The organism is Spiroplasma endosymbiont of Aspidapion aeneum, from assembly GCF_964031045.1.
Lineage (GTDB): Bacteria > Bacillota_I > Bacilli_A > Mycoplasmatales > Mycoplasmataceae.
The window spans coordinates 552,003-572,335 of record NZ_OZ034994.1; the positions used below are offsets into that span (position 1 = coordinate 552,003).

Here is a 20,333-nt window from a genome sequence, read left to right on the forward strand (position 1 = left end):
GATAAATATGCAAATTAGTTTTGAAGATGTAAACAAAATGTTTGATGAAGAATCTGGGTTAAATGATATTAACATTAAAATTGATAAAGGTATCATTGGGTTGCTTGGTGTTAATGGAGCTGGAAAAACAACTTTTTTACGGTTGTTAACTGGTCTTATTATTCCCAATTCGGGAAGTGTTGATGTTAACGATATTTCAACAAGCGAGAGACATTTTAGACTCAATAAAATAGGCTATGTGTCAAGTGAAGATGATATTCCAAAATCTTTATCTGTTAGAAAATTTATAAAAATTTATAAATATATGAATAGTGAAAAAAAGAGTAGAATTAATACATTGGCAAAATTATTAAACTTTAAATTAGATTCTAAAAAGAAAATAAAAGATCTTTCAACGGGAATGTATCAAAAATTAAAAATATGTATAACTCTAGGATATGATCGAGATATTTATTTATTAGATGAACCAACAATTGGTCTAGACCCTGTGGCTGCTAAACTATTAGCAGAGTACTTAAAAGAAATTGCAAATGATAAAATTATTATTTATGCATCGCATATTTTAGAAGAGGTTGCCCACCTTTGCAATAAGGTTATAATTATTAAAAATAATGAAATCTTTATAAATGAAGATGTTTCTAATTGAGATAATATTATAAATAAGCAAACTGAAATATATTATGATTTTTATGCCAAGAATCAAAATATTAAAGATGTTTTGAATGGAGATGCTAATGAATAATAATGTTGAGATTTTATATGAAAAAAATTTTAAAAAATATTATGGCTTATTTTCTTCAATTGTATTTTTAAATAAATGATGATTTATATGTTCAATTATAATGCCAATCTTACTGGTGATTGTATTTAGTTTTTGCTATCTTTCAAAGTCATTTATTGATGATAATATAAAATGAAATCCACCCGCAAAAGGGAATGTGATAACTAATTGATTATCCCAATTTTATGGAATGCAACAAATGTTTGCTGTTCTTTTCTTTGGAATCTTTTATTTTTTTGTTTTTATTTCAACAATCCTATTTTCATATTTTCTTTTTTTTCATCAATTAAAGAATAAACGTTACAGATTTGCCTTATACAGTGGTTTAACTAGAGGTGAGGTTTTTTTTATTTTAATTTTTGCATTAGTGTTTTATCTACTTATAAATGCAACCATAGTCTTGTTTCTTGTTGCAATTATTAATTTACCAATCTATGAATCTAAGTTTATCGCTTGCTGGGAAATATTTAATATTTATTTAAATATATTTATTTTTTCATTATTTTTTATACTAATTGGATATTATATTTGAAACAGATCACAAACATTATATATGATATTGTTTACTATTTTCGCTTTCATTTATATATTATTAATGGCAATTATACGTGCAGATTATCTCATTTTATACCTCAACTATTATGCTCAAAACAAATATTCTGGGAACATATTAATAATTTGACACACTAAATGTCCTGTTTCTTTTTTAAATATTTTAAAATATTTACCATTAATTACAACATCAATGACAAGTTACGCCACATCAGATATTGAAAAATATCTGAATTTAATATATTCTGTTATCTTTGGTTCTATAATTATTACACTCTTATATTTTAAAAATAAAATACTCTCACTATAATTATAAATTTCTATTATTATTCACCAAATTATTAATTTTTAATTTAAACATTGGTTGAAAAGAAAAAATATTTTAACATTTTTGGTTAATAATCAACCATTTTTTTAAAATAATTTTAAAATTTATATATAATAAGTATAATATTAATAAATTATAAAAAGGAATATTAAAATGAAAAATATATTAAAGTTATTTGCCTCTTTAACTATTGGTTCAACAATATGTACTACTGTTACATCTTGTGGGCAACATTATATTGCGATTAATGTTGCTAATATATCTAGTTTAGATGAAATGAAGAAGATAAATAAAAAGAACAATATTGAAGAAGTTAATGCAATATTGAAAACAATCGTTGTTACTGGGGTTGAAAAAATGACCGCTGAGGTTAATAATCAAATAATAACATCCGTTATTGTGACTGTAACACCAAAAGATGGGTTTTATATATTAGACCAGATGGACCATTTTGATATTAATAACGCAATTAAAGCTAATTAATTTTTTTAAAATTTTATATATTATTTATAAATAACAAAAATTACTTGACTAAAATATATATATTGTGTATATTAGTAATATGAATAAAAAACATTTACCATTTTTCATATATTTTGCAGTTATACCATTATTATCTGTTATTTCTGATTTAATATTTTCTGTTACAAACCCGCCAAAAACTGATAGTACGTATTATTTTGATTTTTCACTTATTAATCAAATAGTATATTTTTCTGTTTGAGTCTCAATAACAACATCTGTTGTGGGTATATATTTAATAATTTGATATTGTAAAGGTGAATATGAAAAAATTTCAAATTTTAATGTAATGATGACAACAATTATAAGTTTTAATTCAGTTATATTTCTTGTTTATTGATTGGGGCTTGTTTTCTCACCTAAATCAATTCAAGGTTTTAGTACCCCATATAAAATAATAAAGTCAATTGTTGAACATGGAATAACACCATTATTATTTATTTTTTATTATTTTTTCATATGAAAAAATGATAAAAAATATAGTACAATAGATTATATTAAATATAAGTCTTGATATTTAGCAATTATTCCAGGTATATATATTATATTTTATGTAACAAGATCTCTTATGATTCACAATTATGGAAGAGAAAATGACTACATATTTAATTCTAACCCATATGCTCAAACAAATATGTGAGATAATCCTATTTATAAATGACTACCAATAATGATTCTGCAAATAATTGTCCCAGCCGCATTTGGTATTTTTTACAACTATTTAAGTAATATTAATAACATCAAATTCCTTGACAATTAGCTAAAACCATACTAAGAATAGTTAAAATATAATATAAAATCCTAAATATAATACTAAATAAGTAAAGCATTATTTTATTTTATTTTTAATTATTTAGTAGTTTTTTGCTAATTTATTGAAAAATAAATTAAATTTATCAATATCACTTTATAGAAATTAAAAGATTATTTTTTCCCCCTTTTCCCCCCTTTTTTACACAAACAAAATATAGTGGTATAATAATATTGTAATATAGTTAATTGGTTATCAACTATAAATTACTTTTCTTCCTATCGGCTATATTATAAAAAGATTAATAAATTTTTATTAAAAAAGGAGAAATTATGAAAAAAATAATATCATTACTAGGAATAACATCAATATTTTCAATAACACCTTTACAAGTTATGTCTTTTAAAGAAAAAAATACCCCTCTAACTCAAACAACAGATGAGTACACAATTAAAAGTAATTATGTTTATAAATCTGGGTCATCAAGCAGGGATTTTGACGATTCTTCTCTTATAGATTCTATTTATGGAGAAATAAATAAATTAATTGAAGAGAATAAACAAAATATTACAACCGGTTCTATTCAAATAAAAAGTGGTAGTAGTTCATATACAAATTTTGATAATTTTGAAAAAATAATGGACCCTGCTGAAATTTATGCACAAAATAGAGTTATAGATGCATCAAAATATGAGTACTTAAAATTAAGTGGCCACGAAGAATATTCATGATCGTGGAGTCACGCTTGTCCTTCATATGAATGGGGATGAAAATATAAAGATAACTATAATCGAGAAACAGGACTTTATTCTTTTAGCGATAGAGGATATGGTTCTGCTGAAATAAATATAGATTTTAGATATTTCTTAACATACGCATCATAAGTTATAGATAGGGATTAATATGATAAAAATAAACAAGGTTTCTAAAATTTTTAATGAACACTATGCAAATAAAGACATTTCTTTTAGTGTTGCAAAAGGACAAATAACTGGTATATTAGGACCAAATGGGTCTGGGAAAACAACATTGTTTAGACAGATAACTGGGTTTATTAAATCGGATGAAGGAGATATTGTTATTGACCAAATTAATCCTTGAAATAATCAACATAAGATATTTAGTAATGTTGGATATATATTGGGAGAAACTGTATTTTTTGATAATTTAAGGCCCAATATATATCTGAAAAATTATTTGTCTTTAAGAAATTTTACAGATTTTGATTTTCTAAACTATTTGATTGATTATTTTGAATTAGATCTTAATAAAAATATAAAGAATTTATCAAAAGGTAACAAGCAGAAGGTTGCAATTATCGCAGCTCTTTGTGTTAAACCTAAAATTTTAATTTTAGATGAACCAACATCTGGACTTGACCCATTTATGCAAAAAAAATTTGTAAATATGTTGAGAGAATTTAGTAAAAAATATATGACAACTGTATTAATTAGTTCTCACACATTACCAGAAATTAGAGAACTATGTGATAATGTCATCCTTCTAAAAAAAGGGGAAGTTGTTTCAAATGTTAATATAAAAGGTATTTCGGAAAACAAACTTAATGATTTATTTAATAAAACATATCCAGAGCTTGTTGAAATAGAGCTTCCAAAAGAGAAAGATGAATAATTTTTTTAAATCATATAAAATATTTTCCCAACATCTTCAAATGTCTAAGTGGTATTTGATATCATTTACATTAGTTATTTTAATATTTTCAGTAACGATTGGATTGTTTTTATTGTTAAATCTAGAATATTTACCAAATCCATGTCTGATTGCAAATTATAGTATGGAAGGTGCCCCACAAATATTTACAATTTCAAAAATGTGTAATATATGTTTATTATCTGCACCGTCTTTTATTATTATATCTTTAATTATGATTTTTATAATTAATAAGTATTTAGTATTTGAGTTAAATAACAAGACAATATTTTATTGATTGACATCAACTAAGTCTAGAAAAAATATAATTATTTGAAAAATAGTCTTTATTAATTGTTTTTTATTAATATTATTATTACCGATCACAATTGTATTGACTTTTCTTGGTTTAAAATCACTCGATAAAGATATTTATATTCAAAATCTGTTTAAAAGTCTTTTTACTTATATGTTTATGCTTTTCTCTTTTACTAACTTATATATCTTAATGGGAGTTCTATGACATAAAAAAGTTTTTTTATACAATTCTATCCTAATTATATTTTTATTTTTAGTTCTTTCCTTATTTCTATTTGATACTATCTATAAACCTAGAGAAAGTAATAATAAAACAATGATCGCTATAAGTTATCTATCAATAGAAACTTTTTATTATAATTGTCTTCATTTTGGTATGGAATATGTAGATAGTAAAATATATATTAGGGATTTAGTCTTATACCAATTTAAATTAGAGGAAAATAATGTAATAATTTATTTAATATTGTTATTTATTCAAATATTATGTTTAATACTATCATTAATTTTATCTGTTAAAAAATTTATTAATTTAGAATTTTATATTTAATATAATGAAAGGTAAAACATGAAAAATTATTTTATTTCAAGAAAAATTATTTGACAACATATTAAATTGGCAAAAAGATATTTAATATTCTTTTTTGTTTTTTGAATTATTGTATTGATACCAGTATATCTTTTCCCAATCTGGACAATTGATTTAGATTACCCTTTTGGAATATGTTTGGGAGCCTATCGTTACCATGCTGGCAGATTAGGTGGTACTCATGCTGAATTGTACGATATTTTAAGGTATTTTGTGTTTTCAACGCCATCATTAATTTACTTTTCTATAGTTTTTATTTTCCTAATTAATAAATTTATAATTGGGGAAATAAAAAGTAACCGTATTTCATATTGATTAACCACAGAAAATTCTAGAAATAAAGTGTTGTTTAGTAAATATTTATTCATGTTACTTGTTGTCCTAATGTTATATTTACCAATCTTTATTTTTTCAACAATAATGGCTTTGCTAGCATATGATGTGAAGATATATTTTTGATATGTATTTTGGTCAGAGTTCAATTTTTTAGCAGCAATTATATTGTTTTTATCACTATTTTTTTTAATGGGAGTTGTTCTTGCTAATCGAAAAAATTTATTTGATGCAATTTATTCATTATTTGTAATATATTTTGTAATAACATATGTTTTAGAATTGTTAGTACATGTTTCTACTTTATTTCACGACATATTTTGGGTCTTTAAATATATATCTTTTTCTGGTTTATCGCAATTTGTTTTAAATTTTGACAAACCAATTGAAGACCAATTAGTTTATATAAAATATGTTGCGTATAATTCAGAACCTGGTGAATACTATTCTTATAAAGAAGTAATAACTAGTGCTTGAATTGTTATTCTTGTAGTGTTTACAAATTTATCGCTTGCATGTGGGTGTGTATTTCTTGCATTGAAAAATTTCAAAAATAAACATATATATGCTTAAAAAAAATTTATATAACCGTGGTGAAAATTAAGATAATATAATATTAGACAACCAACTAATAATCAGATTTAACAAAACCTTATTAAATGTGCTATAATATTATTGGTTTGCAAAATCTATTATAATAATTTTATTCAAAAATTTTATTTATTATAAATTGACCATATCATGCTATAAATGCTTATTGAGCAAAAGGAAAAGGTTGATTAAAAATTAGCCAAATTTATTTCTCATAGAAAATATAAATATGCTTAAAGTAATATATTTACATACATTAAAAACTGCATTTGTAAGACTTCGTTATATAATAGCATGAAGTCTTACTTTTTTGATCTCTCTTTTATCAATTTTGATGGCGTTTTTAGGTTCAAATATGCAAGTTTGGATTATCATATTTTTAATTATTAACATATTGTTTATTTCAATAATTAATATTATTTATTCAAATATTTTTTTTATAAAGCATAAAATTAATGGTTTATTAATATTAGAACAAAGGAGCAAGGTCAAATTGATTAATTCTTTTTTTGCTAGACTTTTAGCAATTAAAACAATGACAATTTTTTACCTATTGATACTAATAGGCTTATATTTTATAATTGCAACCTCTAAAACTAATTATTGAGATTCATATATTTATGTTAATGATTATGGAACGGGTTTATTTTATTTAATAATATATGATCTTTTCTTTGGTTCATTATGTACTTTATTGTCGTGTGCTTTATATAAAAAAGGTTCGATTATATTTCCAATGATTTTTACAATATTCTTGTGTTTTTTCCCATTAATTAATATGATAATAGCTGCTAAAGTTAATCAAGAAGATGGGAATGTAAATGGGTCGGTTTTTAGTGATTTTGTTAATAATTCATTAACAAATGAACAAATATCAGACTTGCATGATTTATTTGATGCTAATCTAGTAAATAAACAAAATAGTCCATTAAAGTTTAACGGAAATGAGGATAACTATAGAAATAAAATATTAGCATTACTACATGAAGATGAATATTACTTAGAATAGAGTAATATAATCAACATTGGTGCAAATATAGGTGAAAAATATTCTGTTTTAGATATTATGCCAGATTTAATTAATGCGCGCATTAATATGTTATAAAAAATATTTTTCTAACTAAGAAGATTTTAATCTATTTTTTATCATGTGTTTTTTTACAATTATTAATGATTTTAATATTAACAATGACAATTAGTTTTTGGGCTGGCTTTTATTGCTGATTATATAGTTGTGTTTTATTTATTACATTTTATGGTTTATTTTCAACATATAGTATGTTTATTAGTGATTATCAAAAGCAAATTATTTTATTAGAAAAGAGAAGTAAGGTAAAAAAACAGCAGATATTTTGATCCCGGGTCCTTGCGCAAAAAACGGTTTTATGGTCTTATCTATTAATTATAACATTATCATTTATATTTTTTTCTGTAGTTAATCCAAAAAAAACTAGTTATTATGATGTAAATTTATCTATTTTACCATATACATTTTTTATTTTTTTGTATGAATTTTTATTATTATTAGTTTTTCTAGCTTTTGTATTATCAAAAAACTCTATATTTTCTTTGGTGTGTCTTTCTATTTGCGGTGGATTGAACATTTTATTTCCATTTACCCAATCAATATCTACACCAATTACAATGCTATCTGGTAAAAATTCTCAAGATTATAATAGTCTAGACTATTATTATTCTATTGATCAATTAAATAAAAAAACAAAAAAGGACAGCGCTTTTAAAAACGAAATGGATTTTTTATCTTCTTGAGATATTACTAGAGGAAATGGGCTACTTGTAAACAATTTTTATAAAAATTCTAATAATGAATGAAGTTGAAAACAAATGATAAGCGCATTTGAAAATAATTATCCATCTATTTTCTTAGATGGTGAAGATAATAATATACAAAAAAACAATATTAAAATATCTCAAGAAGAATGAAATAATATCTTACAAACTTTTAATAATACTTGAGATAATTATTTAAAATATTTTACAGATCGAGAAAAACCAATTGATATACTTAATAATCTTATTGGTTCTATTAAATTAGATGAATTAGATGATAAAATTAAATCTTTTTATATTCCGTGGTGGTCGAAAGTAATAAATGCTTTAAATATAAATTGGTTATTTACAAAAAATCTTCTTAGCGCAAATGCTAATCAACCTCTTGATTATTATAAATTTAAAACATATGAACATAACATTATTTTTCAATATCCAATTGACAATATTACATTATCAAAATTTAATCGAAGTGGTTATTGATTCTATAATGTTAATATCGATAAAGAATATTCTGTTTATGGTATTATATCCATAATAGTATTTACAATGAGTATTAATTTAATCTTATATATAAAAAGATGATAGGAGAAATTTTTATGTTAGAAATAAAAAATTTAAAAAAACTATATAAAAATGGTGCTGGTATAAGTGGTGTTAATATTAATATTGAAGAGGGACAAATTGTTGGTTTAATTGGAAAAAATGGTGCTGGTAAAACAACGCTTATAAAAACTATTTTTAATGAAATCAATAAAAATGAAGGAGAAATATTTTTTAATGGTCAAAATATTGATACTCAAAGTGTAAATTATTTTTCATATTTACCAGACAGCCCACCGGTTGGGGTTAAAGTAAAAGATTATTTATTGTATTATGCTGCTCTAAATAAAATAGATAAAAATTCAGCAAAATCTGGAGCAGAATATTTACTTAATTATTTCAAATTAACAGAATATGCTAATAAAACATTCCAATCTTTATCTGCTGGAATGCAAAAAAAAGCTTTATTGGCTTGTGCTCTAATAATAAAAGCTAAAATCATATTTTTAGATGAACCAACCGCTAATTTGGTCTACAAACAAGAATTGAGTTTATTAAAATTTTAAAACAAGTTGCAAAATCAACAAAAACATCTATTTTTATAACATCTCACATTCTAGATGAGTTAAATGGTTTTATTGAAAAACTTTATATTATTAAAAATGGTCATATAGTATATGAAACAATGATTAATGACAAAGATGATATTGCAAAAATATATATTGAAAAAGCTGGAATTGAAGAAGATAAATTTGAGGAATTTAAATATTAATTATCCTATACATATACAAACCCACTGTTAAATATAGATAAATATTATGAAAAACTCAATTCTATAATCAAGATAGTAGTTTAAATTATCGAACTTTTTGAGTTCTATTTTTTTTTATTTTATAATTCTTGGTAATTATCTATCAAAAATAGGGGTGATATATGTTATTTATCTATGTTTAAAATATACAAAAAATATACCCAATATAATAAAAATCTTTGCATTTAACCTTTTATTGACCAAAAATAACACTTAGGTGATAATGGATAAATATTGTGTATTACTTTTTTTAAAAATATAAATATTTATTTAGAGAATGATAATAAAAAGGGGGTTTTTATGGTATAATTAAATGAGTATATGGGGAAGGTTATATGTTGCTAAGAAAAATAATTGCAAATAATTTTATTTATCCAGGAGAACAGGTTTTTGAATATGATAATAACAATCTAATTGATGGGACTTATTATTCATTAGAACATCTTGTAGATATTATTGACCTATTTAATGGTGAATGAAGAAATGATAAATTATCTTTTGCAAGATGATATCCAAAGTTTGTTAAAAGAACTGATAATATGGACCTAAATATCGATGCTCTAATAGTTTTGTCTGATGATGAACTAAAAGAAATGAACGATTTAATTTCTAATTTTAATTTTAAGAGACAAAAATCTAAAATTTGATATTATTCAATTAAGTGCATTTATCCGTACATTTTTCCAATTGTAACACTGATTCCAGCGGATTATAAAAAAGATGATATAATTCCTATCGGTGGACATTATGAAAAATTTTTTAAAGATTTTTACTCAAAAAGAGAAATCATTATTACAAAAATAATATCAACAATTGGAGCTTTAAGAGAAGAGTATTTTGCAATTGGAGACTTATTAAATGAAACATCTAAAGATAAAATTATCTCAGGTGAAGAAAAACAACACAAATTAAAATTACAAAAATTACTTTTATCAATATTAAGACATGAAGATATTTTTATAAAAAAACTCGCAAAGTTAACAATTTCCTTTCCTGAGGGTGATGTTGCACATTTTGGGAGTGAAAAACAATATTTTGCCAACTCACAAGATGTTATTGATCTTTTGCAAGAAAATACAGATTTAGCAGCCAATGAAAAATTAAGAAATGATTTTATTGATATAATGTGAAAACATTATTTCTATGACCTAGGGTTTATGTTTGGAACAAAATCATCGGTTGATATTTTAGAATTGGCAAGAATTCTTCAAAAAAATTATTGTGAAAGAGGGGTTAATTCGAAAGAATTAATTGACTTTTTATTTTTAAATGTTGGGACAAAAAACATTGGAAGTAGAGATGGTGTAAAAACAAAAAAATTATTGATTAGTGAGTTAGACATAATTGATAAGAAAATAAATAATGTTAAGCCTTTCTTTCCAATTGAAGATGAGGATGATATTTTACAACAATTTAGAATAGAAGAAGAAAGAAAAAGAAGAAAAATAGTCCCTTTAACAATATTACGTAGAATGGAACCAGAATCTTTAGACCAAGAAAATGAGTCACGTAAACTTTCTAAGCCTAAAAAAATTGAAAATAAAACCGCCAATAAACCATCAAAAAAAATATTGAATAAAAAAGCCAACATTGTAGCTAAAAAATCAAATATTATAAATAAAAATTCAAGTAAAGCGAAAATAATTGCTCAAAAAACAATATCTCGTCGACCAGCAACTAGCCAAAAGTTTAATTCTTCAATTATTAAAAAAAATAGCAAACCAATTATTAAGAAAAGTGTTGTTTCTAAAAAAGTTATTCCAATTAATCAACCAAAAAGAGTTAGTCCAGCCAAAATGGTATATGATGCATCAAAACGACCAATAATCAACTTAGAAGATATTGTTGTTGTTGAAAAAACAAGTAAAATTGTAAAAACAAAACCCACTAATACAAAACCAAGAACACAAACTGTATCAAAACCTAAAAATACTAGTGCAAAAACAAGTGTAAATAAACAAAAAATTTCAGATCGTGAGGATAATAATTTTAACACTAAATCTGAAATAAATAATATGTATAAACTTCCAGAAAAAGGTGAAGATTGAATATTACCAGAAAAGGTAAATGATATAACTAAAAATAGAAAGTATAAGTAATGCCAAAAAAAGATGACGAATTAGAAGATTTTTTCAGTGAAATAGATCTCTTTAAAGAGTTAAGAGATACTAAAATAAAAGATGAAGATAAATCAAAATTTTTAAATGAAATAAAAACTAATTGATATCTAGATTCAGATAGTATAAATTTTTTAATTGAAAATAATATCAATTTTTTTACATTTATCGGTTCTAAATGCTTTTGTATGAGTAATAAGAATTTTGAAAATTGTCATTTGTCACAAGTATCTAATATTATAGATGATAAATATATATGTAGTTATGAAGCACTTAAAGATAATAAACTATGGGAACAATATTTACATTGGTCTAAAAATTTCATTTTACAATCAAGAGAAGAGTTCGATCAAAATATAAAATGTCAATTTATAGATTGTAACAATAATGCTAAAAATGTAAATCTTTATCAAAATCTCGATTTGGGAATATATTTATCCTCAGTTAAGGAAAATTTTTTAGATATTATGTCAATCATGGGTTCAGTATTTTTTAAACAAGTTGAACCAGAAGCTTTTATTTTTTCTGGTTTATGCACAGAATGTGATAAAAAAATCACAACATTAGAAAAAAATATTGATAAATTATCAGATCTTGAAAAAATTTCTGTTTTATATAGAACGGTATTATTTAAAAAATATTTCTTAGGATTTAAGCATTTTATATTAACAAAAGAATATCTTCAATATTATAATTCAATCAAACTTGATGGATATAAAAACTTAATGACTTATCATATTAAAAAGGTATTAAATGAATATATTTATATATGTGAATTACAAGAAACATTTAAGGAAGTTTTAAAATCAAAAGAAAATAATAAACTATCAATTTTTGAATTTAGAGTCAAAGGGGAAGATAATTTTACAATTAAGGATACTTTTATGCCCCAAGTTATCCCAGAAACTTTTGAAACAATTAATGCAAACAATAATCTTTTTATCAAGTCAAGAATGGGTGTTATTAATATCTTTAAAATCAAAGATGAATTTTTAGCAATTATGTGTATTGATAGAAATGATGTAATGTTAAAGAATTATTTTTCTTATTGAAAAAATTTATTAAAAAATTATACAAAGGAAACAGAATGTTTTATTACAAATATTTCCCTAATTGTTAGTGACAATATTTTAGTTAAAGAAGAATGGTTTAATAAATTAGATATTAATGATAAAGTCGTTATTTCAATGTTTAATAAAATTCGTTTTGATAGCCCAAAGGATGGAAAAGATCTTTTAACAATTAAGATGCTGTCTAACTTTGGTAAAGGTAACAATTTCTTTAGTTATTAAATACATTAGATTAGTTTTTATGGTAATATATATGTATGGTTGGTCAAATGAAAAAAGATAAAATAAATAATACAGTAGAGGAAATTAATAATATTGAAAATGAAATTGATGAAACAATTTCTATTTTAGATTTTGATACTGACGGACAACAAGATGATAGTAAACAAATATACCAAAATATAAAGAATAAAAAGGAAAAATAATTATGGCAAAAGTTAAAGATGTTAACGAATTTACTAAAGTTGTTATCGACTCTATAACTTTGTACATAGAAAATAACCTAAAAATTCAAGATAAATGAAAACTATTAAATCAATCAATATATGATATCCTTATTGCTGAGAAAAAATTGCGTAGATATTTTGTTACTAAGAAGATTATAAATGGTGTTGCAGAATCTATTGCAGATGAATTGGCTGATGTGTTTAACCAATCCGAGGAAGTATTTAGTTCATTTACAACAGAATCTGTTTCTGAGACTGTTGAAAATCTTGATAGTAATATAATCAATGTATTTAACCTCATTAAAGACAATGTGGAACTATATAATGAATTTTTAACAATAAATTTTTCAAAATTACCAAAAACAAAAATAGATTTTAAATATTGTCTAGAGTGATATTCAGATCTTTATGGTGAAAGTATATCCAATTTATCTAGTAAAACAAATAGTCAACAACAAAATAATAATCAAGGAATTACATTTACAAATGATTTTTGACAGCTATTTAAATATTTATTTTCATGTTTAGAACAGTTAACAATTGAATTTAATTCTTATAAAAATAATATTAAGTTCAATGAACTTAAAAAAAATTATCCAATATTAAAAAATGAAATATTGTTAGATTTTAGTTTAAATTTTTGTGATAGAAATACTACCATTTTTCAATATCAAACATTAGAACCAAATAAATCTAATTTATTAGAGGTGGCTGCATTTGATAATATATTTAAAAAATATGCAAATTTATTTCCTTCAATAAAATTAATATCTGAAATTCGCAATCTCTTAGAACATAGATCGAATTCATTTAATCTTGACTTTTCTATTATAAGTTTTGACTTTATATCATATATAACAAATAACCTAGTTTTTATGATTTTAATATCTGCGCTTTCTTCTTCTAATACTTTAGATATTGAAAAATTTTCCAATTAGAACAAAATCTTTAAACTTTGGATGACATATAAATGATAATAATAGTAGATATATATTATGTATATCTCTAAGATATAAATTATAAATAAGGTCATATTTTTTGTCTTCTAATTCCTTATTGAGATATAAATCAACTAAGAAAGTGTCTACTTTTTCTTCAAAATTATAATCATATTTTTTTATGAAATGATATTGATATTTTTCAACCTCTTTTAATATTTCTGTAATATAAAGTGTATTAACAAATGGATTAGAATTAAATAAATTAACCATATTCTTATAATCATTCAATAATTTTGAAATATTGCTATATTTTGCTTCTCAATTTTTATAATTACTTATAATTCATTTTAATTGATTATCCTGAAAATCTTGCTTGCTTACATCAGTGTTAAAATTCAAAGTTGTAATTTTTGCTTTTAATTTTTGATTCTTATGAGATATTTTCTTAAGCTTGTAATTTGTTAAAAATTTAAAGTATTTATTATTAAATTCTTCATCTTCATCTTCATTTTTTTTATTTACCAAATTATTAACAAATGTTAATTGTCGAATAAGTAATGGTTTATAAGAAAAATTGTAAGATAAATATTTAGAAAATATTAAATCTGTAATTTGTTTATTATATTCTTCTATCTTTTCTATTGATATTACATCTCAATAAATGAGCCAGTTTATTGTTTGTCCTTTAAAAGAGTAAAGAAATACTTGAAAGTAGTTTCAAAAAATATTTCAAGATTGATATACATTTTTTTCTTCTATTTTTCAATTCAAAATTTCTTCAAATTTTTCAAAGAATTTTCTTGAGAATTGGCCATTAATTTCTTGGTCATAAAACACTTTTTCAATTATTGAAAAAGTGTTAAATCCCTTAGATCATAATTTATTATCTGCAATCATATTGTAGTATATTTTTTTTAATTTAAATAGGGGAAGATTACTATTGTTAAAAACAATCTCAAAACGTAGATCTGTAATTGATAGGCTATTAATTTGCATAAAATGTAAGATTTTAATATATTTGGTTTGTTTAGGGTCAAAATAATTTTTTGCAAACCCTTCAAACATTCTTTGACGATTTGCAAATATTAGATTGTCAAATCTTTCTTTTTCTTGAATTGACATTTTAATATATTTTTCGATCGGAACATACATGTCGTTTGAATTGCCTTCATTAAATGTTAGTCCACAATAAGAAACCCATAGTTCTTTGCGAATTTTTTTTAAAAGATGTTTATTTTGATGTGATATTCCAAGGTAAAAATAATCACTTAAACCTTTAAAATATAATTTATATATATAAGATTTTTTGCCTAAATTATTGTAAAAAGACTCATCAAAAAGATTATTTTTCATCATATTCCTGTTATCTATTTTTATTGTAATTTGTTTTTATTAATTATTATATCATTTATTACTAATGATGTTTATAAATTAATTATAGATTGCTATTGGGGAATATGTTTTTCTTTAATATGTTTTTAAAGAAATGATAATATATCTTGAAAATGTTAACTAAATGTGCAAAAAATGATTAATTAATGTATAATAATTACAATAAAGGAGAAGGAAAATGGCTAAAAATAATAAACTTGACCCTGAATTCTTAAAGAGACTAGGATATTCAAGAACAGAAGCTGCTTTAGTGAGAGGGACACATCCATTATCATTGGAACATGTTGATGATAACTTTGAAAATTTACCACAAGGTGTTAAAAATTCAATTGCAATTAAAAAGAATATTGCTACAATCTTAAATAAAGGTCAAACTGATAATTCAATTACTTCAATGAGAGCAAGACACACTATTGATGGTAAAGCATTAGACAGAAAAAGAGCTGTAGAATTAAGAGAACAAAGAAAATCTATTTTTGATGAAAATAGAAAAAATCATAAATATTCAGGTTAAATAAAAGAATTTAACTATTATAATGAAGAGGAAAAAAGACTTTTTAGATAATTCTAAAAGTTTTTTTTTACACTTTTTTTGTAAATTGGTTGTATATATTTTTAGAGGTGAAAAAAGGTGTTTTATATTAAGGGCAAATTAAAAGAAATAATAAAAGATGAAATTATTTTTGAAGCAGATTGTATTGGCTATAGTGGCAAATATATTGGCAATGATAATCTTAAAATAGGAGATACTTATCTTTTTTATCATTTAATATATAGTAATATGTATAGTATTGAAGATATTTTCTTTTCAGATCGAGAATATTTTAAATATGCAAAGAGTTTACTTGCAATTAAAAATATTGGTATAAAAACAATTCGAGATATATTTTTAGAAATTAGTATTGATGAGTTAGAACTTATTTTTAAATCAAGAGATTGTGAAAGACTTGCAAAAATTAAAAATATTTCTATTGATATGTCTAAAAAAATTATTAATGAAATGAATGTTAAATTGTTTAAAAATAATAAAAATTCTAAAAAAACTGTTCTTATTGATTCTTTAAAAAAACTTGGTTATAAATCAACAAATATTTTAAAAATTATTGACAATCTTGATTTCTCACAAAGCTATAATTCTTTGTTAAAAGTATCTATTTTAGAATTGGGAAAAATATGTTAAATTTAAGACCTACAAATTTTTCTGAATTTATTGGACAAGAACAAACAAAAAAGAACCTAGATATTTTTATAAAATCATCAATTAAACAAAAAAAAGCATTAGACCATATTATGATTCATGGACCATCTGGACTTGGTAAGACAAGTCTTGCCCATATTGTTGGGAAACAATTAAATAAAAAATTATTTTATCTAAATGGAACATCATTGCAAAAACCTTCAGATATTATTAGTCCATTGACAAAAATTAAAGAAAATGAAATAATTTTTATTGATGAAATTCATGCTATAAATAGGGATGTTATTGAAACTCTATACCCAGTTTTAGAGGATAATTTTTTGAGTATAATAATTGGCAAGGATTACAATTCAAAAGCAATTAATATAAAAATACCAAAATTTACATTAATTGGTGCAACGACTGAAATCAATAAAATCCCAGAGCCATTTTTAAATAGATTTCCAATAATTTTTTATCTTACCAATTACACAAACGACGAGATAGAAAAAATAGTGAAAAATTCTTGTAAAAAAATAGCAATGAATATAGAAGATGAAGCAATCTTAAAAATATCTACATATTGTAAACAAAATCCTCGAATAGCAAATAATCTCATTCAAAGAGTTTATGACTTTTATATTATGAAAGATTTAAATATAATTGCAAAAAAGGATATTAATAATATTCTTTATGAGCTTGGTATATTTAAATACGGTCTTTCAACAATTGAATTAGATTATTTAAAAATTCTTGAAAATAAAAAAAGCATTTCTATTAATACAATATCTCAAATATTGAATATTCCCACTAAAACACTAGAAATCAATGTTGAACCAATTTTAATAAAACTAAATTTTATTGAAAAATCAACAATCGGAAGGAAAATAACCTCTGCTGGTATTGAATATATTGCCAATTGTTAGTAATTAATTATGATATAATAATTCTAAGTTAATAATTATGCAAAATAATTATACTAAGGAGTATTATATGAAAGAAAACTATCGGATAAGTTCTAAAAACTTGAGCAAAATATTCTTTGATAATGAAAGTGTCTTTTTTTATATTTCATATGAATTAAACAATAAAATTAAAGAAGAAAAAATTATCTTTGATGATATCGAAGAATTTGACGTTTTTATAATTAAAAATAAATTAATTTTAAGAGAATTAGAAAATGATAGTAGTGTATTAGATGAAATGTATAATGTTATATTTTCCAATAAATTAGATTTGGCTAACAAAATATCTATCGAGGCATTAACTAAGGAGTTTTTTGGTAAAAATAAAATATCTCTCGATGATTTTTTAAAAAATACTAATAACCTGTCCTTTTTATTATTTTTTAACTATATTGCATCATATTGTAGTGGAATTTATAATTTAAAGACATATAATCTTAAATTTATTGTAAAAGATATTAGAAGTTTAGTAGGATTGGTTTTAGACAATACCATTTCTTAGAAAAAGGGGATATTTATGAAAAACTTATTGAAAGGATTATCGCTGGCGGGAGTTATATCAATCTTCCCTTTAAAAGTTATTTCATGTCAATCAATAATCTCTTATTATTCATATGAAAATTCATCCTTATTATTGTATCAAAAATTATTTTCTAAAATTTTAGCTATTGATAATCCAAATATAAACCCACAGGATCTTAAAAAATATGATTTAAAAAATATGAATAATTATAACTTCTTTCCAGGGGTAATTGATAAAAATATGCCGATGCATAATAAAAATAAAAAAAATGATAAAAAAGAGAGTTACAATTATTTTAAGCAGGCTCATAATTTAATTAATATACATGGTTATAGTCTAAATATTGGAGATGTAAAAAATCCGTATATATATGGAATTTTAGCTCAGGGTGATAAAATATCAACTTTTAACTATAATACTATATATAATAAAATACAAAATAATATTAATTCTGATGATAATTATAATAAAATGTTAACTTTTCAAAACAATGTTGATTTAATTGCTAGAAAACTATCCTTAAATACATATCAAGAAAATAGTTTTGATAATTCAAAAAATAAATATACAAATGTTGAAGATTTAGACGATATTTATGATTTTAGTACAGTTGCACTAAGTACAGATATTTCCAAAAATTTTTACTACCTAAACTTTTCACATAATAACAATGTAGAATATATTAATCAAAAAACTCCTCCTAGACCATTATACTATTACCTTCAACAAGAAAATACACTATATAATTTTGCAAATAAAAATAGTTATACACAAAAAATAGATATTCAATCAGATAACGAATTAACAACCAATGATTTTATGAGTGCAAATGATTCTTATTTATTAGATGAAAATATTAATTATAAAGGGATAATACCTAATAGTTTAGATTTAATTAAAAATCCTCCAACAATTGTCAAATATTCTAAAAGCGATAATAATATTAATAGTGATGAAAATACTGAGAATACACTTTTGTTTGAGTTAAAAAAAGATATAGTACCAAGTACTAATTTTAAAACAAGTGATACAGATAACACAAATTATGCTGATAAAGAAAAGCAGGTGATCAAAGATCTTAATTATTTATTTAATGAATCTGCTATTCTTAAGGAAGAATTTAAAGCGGATAATAATTTTAAGATAAATAATAATTTAGATGAAAAACCAGAAGATTATAAAGTAGATACAGTAAAATTAAGTGAGCCTATTTTGATGAAAGAGGGCAATGAAAAAGATGGCGTAGAAAAACCAATAGATTATATAACAATTAAATATCCAGCGGTTAAAAAATATAAGGGATTTTAAATATGAAGAAAATATTGGCAATTGTATCGTGTTTTTCATTTACTCCACAAGTGTGTGGTGATGTTTTATCATGTGAAAATACAAAACAAGAATTTTTTTCAAATACAATTTCTCCAAAAATTTTAGATGATTTATTTACAAAACAAATATATTCCCAACAAATTCCAGTTTATTTTAAATATTTGAATTATTCAAAAAATTCATGAACACATACAGGATACACAAATATTTTAGATACATTAAAAATAACAAATCAAATATTAACAAATAAAGATTACAATAAATTAACAAAATCTGATAAGAGTTTTATTGATGATATTAAAAAGTATTGTCATGGAAAAGTTAAGGACGGAGAATATATTAATATGTCAGGACTTACTTTTAATATTGAAAATATTTTTATTAATAGTGTTTCTATTGACGGAATTTTAAACAATAATAATAAGGGTGTAACTGTTAATGCAACAGCAATTGTAACGTTTTCAATTGGGTGGCAATCTGTTTCAAAAGCGATTTTAAATATTATCACCGATGATAATTTTTATTCAAATTATGATTCATTAAAATTCATTAATACAATAATAGAATCTTACCAACCAAAAACCAAAATTATTCCAGTTATTGATTCAATAACAAAATCAGAATCATTTAACATAGTAAATGATAACATAAAAAACATTTCTACCTTTAAGTCTATGTTGGATAATAATCCAGATACATCTTATCACTTTGGTTCAAAAGAGCTTAATTATAAAGAAATCGATAGTTTTAGCTTTTCGTTAAATGGAGTTATTTATTATCTAAATAAATAATCACAATATTATTGGTAAATTA

At 22.8% G+C, this 20,333-nt stretch carries 21 protein-coding genes; 20 read left to right on the forward strand and 1 reads right to left on the reverse strand.

What is annotated here, in order from left to right; translation table 4 throughout:
- Positions 1-7: 7 nt before the first annotated feature.
- The 14 genes from AAHM97_RS02550 to AAHM97_RS02615 all read left to right on the forward strand — a co-directional run bounded on the left by AAHM97_RS02550 (position 8) and on the right by AAHM97_RS02615 (position 14,131).
- Positions 8-742 (forward strand): ABC transporter ATP-binding protein, encoded by a 735-nt coding sequence (locus AAHM97_RS02550; protein WP_342269392.1) that lies wholly within the window; start codon positions 8-10, stop codon positions 740-742.
- Entirely contained in the window at positions 735-1,643 is a 909-nt protein-coding gene (locus AAHM97_RS02555; protein ID WP_342269393.1) for a hypothetical protein, read from the forward strand. The genes AAHM97_RS02550 and AAHM97_RS02555 overlap by 8 nt, the downstream gene beginning before the upstream one ends.
- A gap of 171 nt (positions 1,644-1,814) precedes the next feature.
- Positions 1,815-2,144, forward strand: coding sequence for a hypothetical protein (locus tag AAHM97_RS02560; RefSeq protein ID WP_342269394.1), 330 nt, complete (start codon positions 1,815-1,817; stop codon positions 2,142-2,144).
- A 79-nt stretch (positions 2,145-2,223) separates the two neighbouring features.
- The gene (locus AAHM97_RS02565) at positions 2,224-2,943 is read left to right on the forward strand and encodes a hypothetical protein (protein WP_342269395.1); all 720 of its coding nucleotides are present in this window, start codon (positions 2,224-2,226) and stop codon (positions 2,941-2,943) included.
- A 323-nt stretch (positions 2,944-3,266) separates the two neighbouring features.
- Complete coding sequence (locus tag AAHM97_RS02570; protein ID WP_342269396.1) at positions 3,267-3,818, forward strand: hypothetical protein; 552 nt, start codon at positions 3,267-3,269, stop codon at positions 3,816-3,818.
- A 19-nt stretch (positions 3,819-3,837) separates the two neighbouring features.
- Entirely contained in the window at positions 3,838-4,566 is a 729-nt protein-coding gene (locus AAHM97_RS02575) for an ABC transporter ATP-binding protein (protein WP_342269397.1), read from the forward strand.
- A gap of 904 nt (positions 4,567-5,470) precedes the next feature.
- Positions 5,471-6,397 (forward strand): hypothetical protein, encoded by a 927-nt coding sequence (locus tag AAHM97_RS02580; protein WP_342269398.1) that lies wholly within the window; start codon positions 5,471-5,473, stop codon positions 6,395-6,397.
- A gap of 511 nt (positions 6,398-6,908) precedes the next feature.
- Positions 6,909-7,424: a hypothetical protein gene (locus AAHM97_RS02585; protein WP_342269399.1), complete on the forward strand. Its 516-nt coding sequence runs from the start codon at positions 6,909-6,911 to the stop codon at positions 7,422-7,424.
- A gap of 161 nt (positions 7,425-7,585) precedes the next feature.
- The gene (locus tag AAHM97_RS02590; RefSeq protein ID WP_342269400.1) at positions 7,586-8,794 is read left to right on the forward strand and encodes a hypothetical protein; all 1,209 of its coding nucleotides are present in this window, start codon (positions 7,586-7,588) and stop codon (positions 8,792-8,794) included.
- 11 nt (positions 8,795-8,805) lie between these two features.
- The gene (locus AAHM97_RS02595; protein ID WP_342269401.1) at positions 8,806-9,315 is read left to right on the forward strand and encodes an ABC transporter ATP-binding protein; all 510 of its coding nucleotides are present in this window, start codon (positions 8,806-8,808) and stop codon (positions 9,313-9,315) included.
- 580 nt (positions 9,316-9,895) lie between these two features.
- Positions 9,896-11,659 (forward strand): hypothetical protein, encoded by a 1,764-nt coding sequence (locus AAHM97_RS02600; RefSeq protein ID WP_342269402.1) that lies wholly within the window; start codon positions 9,896-9,898, stop codon positions 11,657-11,659.
- Complete coding sequence (locus tag AAHM97_RS02605; protein WP_342269403.1) at positions 11,659-12,969, forward strand: hypothetical protein; 1,311 nt, start codon at positions 11,659-11,661, stop codon at positions 12,967-12,969. The genes AAHM97_RS02600 and AAHM97_RS02605 overlap by 1 nt, the downstream gene beginning before the upstream one ends.
- A 47-nt stretch (positions 12,970-13,016) precedes the next feature.
- Positions 13,017-13,172, forward strand: a complete 156-nt coding sequence (locus AAHM97_RS02610; RefSeq protein ID WP_342269404.1) for a hypothetical protein — start codon at positions 13,017-13,019, stop codon at positions 13,170-13,172.
- A gap of 2 nt (positions 13,173-13,174) precedes the next feature.
- Positions 13,175-14,131 carry a hypothetical protein gene (locus AAHM97_RS02615; protein WP_342269405.1) on the forward strand — a complete coding sequence of 319 codons (957 nt, stop codon included), beginning with the start codon at positions 13,175-13,177 and terminating at the stop codon, positions 14,129-14,131.
- Here the strand turns inward: AAHM97_RS02615 and AAHM97_RS02620 are convergent.
- Positions 14,105-15,487, reverse strand: a complete 1,383-nt coding sequence (locus AAHM97_RS02620; protein WP_342269406.1) for a hypothetical protein — start codon at positions 15,485-15,487, stop codon at positions 14,105-14,107. The two genes, AAHM97_RS02615 and AAHM97_RS02620, sit on opposite strands and share 27 nt — an antisense overlap.
- 217 nt (positions 15,488-15,704) lie before the next feature.
- On the opposite strand from AAHM97_RS02620, the gene AAHM97_RS02625 reads away from it, so the two are divergent.
- The 6 genes from AAHM97_RS02625 (at position 15,705) to AAHM97_RS02650 (ending at position 20,311) form a co-directional block, all read left to right on the forward strand.
- A complete protein-coding gene (locus tag AAHM97_RS02625) occupies positions 15,705-16,040 on the forward strand; it encodes a hypothetical protein (protein WP_342269407.1) in 336 nt (111 codons plus the stop codon).
- 117 nt (positions 16,041-16,157) lie between these two features.
- The gene (locus AAHM97_RS02630; RefSeq protein WP_342269408.1) at positions 16,158-16,706 is read left to right on the forward strand and encodes a hypothetical protein; all 549 of its coding nucleotides are present in this window, start codon (positions 16,158-16,160) and stop codon (positions 16,704-16,706) included.
- Positions 16,700-17,629 carry a Holliday junction branch migration DNA helicase RuvB gene (gene ruvB, locus AAHM97_RS02635; protein WP_342269409.1) on the forward strand — a complete coding sequence of 310 codons (930 nt, stop codon included), beginning with the start codon at positions 16,700-16,702 and terminating at the stop codon, positions 17,627-17,629. Before AAHM97_RS02630 ends, ruvB begins: the two co-directional genes overlap by 7 nt.
- A 67-nt stretch (positions 17,630-17,696) precedes the next feature.
- Positions 17,697-18,170 (forward strand): hypothetical protein, encoded by a 474-nt coding sequence (locus AAHM97_RS02640; protein ID WP_342269410.1) that lies wholly within the window; start codon positions 17,697-17,699, stop codon positions 18,168-18,170.
- Positions 18,171-18,185: 15 nt separating this feature from the next.
- Positions 18,186-19,499, forward strand: a complete 1,314-nt coding sequence (locus tag AAHM97_RS02645) for a hypothetical protein (RefSeq protein ID WP_342269411.1) — start codon at positions 18,186-18,188, stop codon at positions 19,497-19,499.
- A 2-nt stretch (positions 19,500-19,501) separates the two neighbouring features.
- The gene (locus AAHM97_RS02650; protein WP_342269412.1) at positions 19,502-20,311 is read left to right on the forward strand and encodes a hypothetical protein; all 810 of its coding nucleotides are present in this window, start codon (positions 19,502-19,504) and stop codon (positions 20,309-20,311) included.
- Positions 20,312-20,333 lie beyond the last annotated feature (22 nt).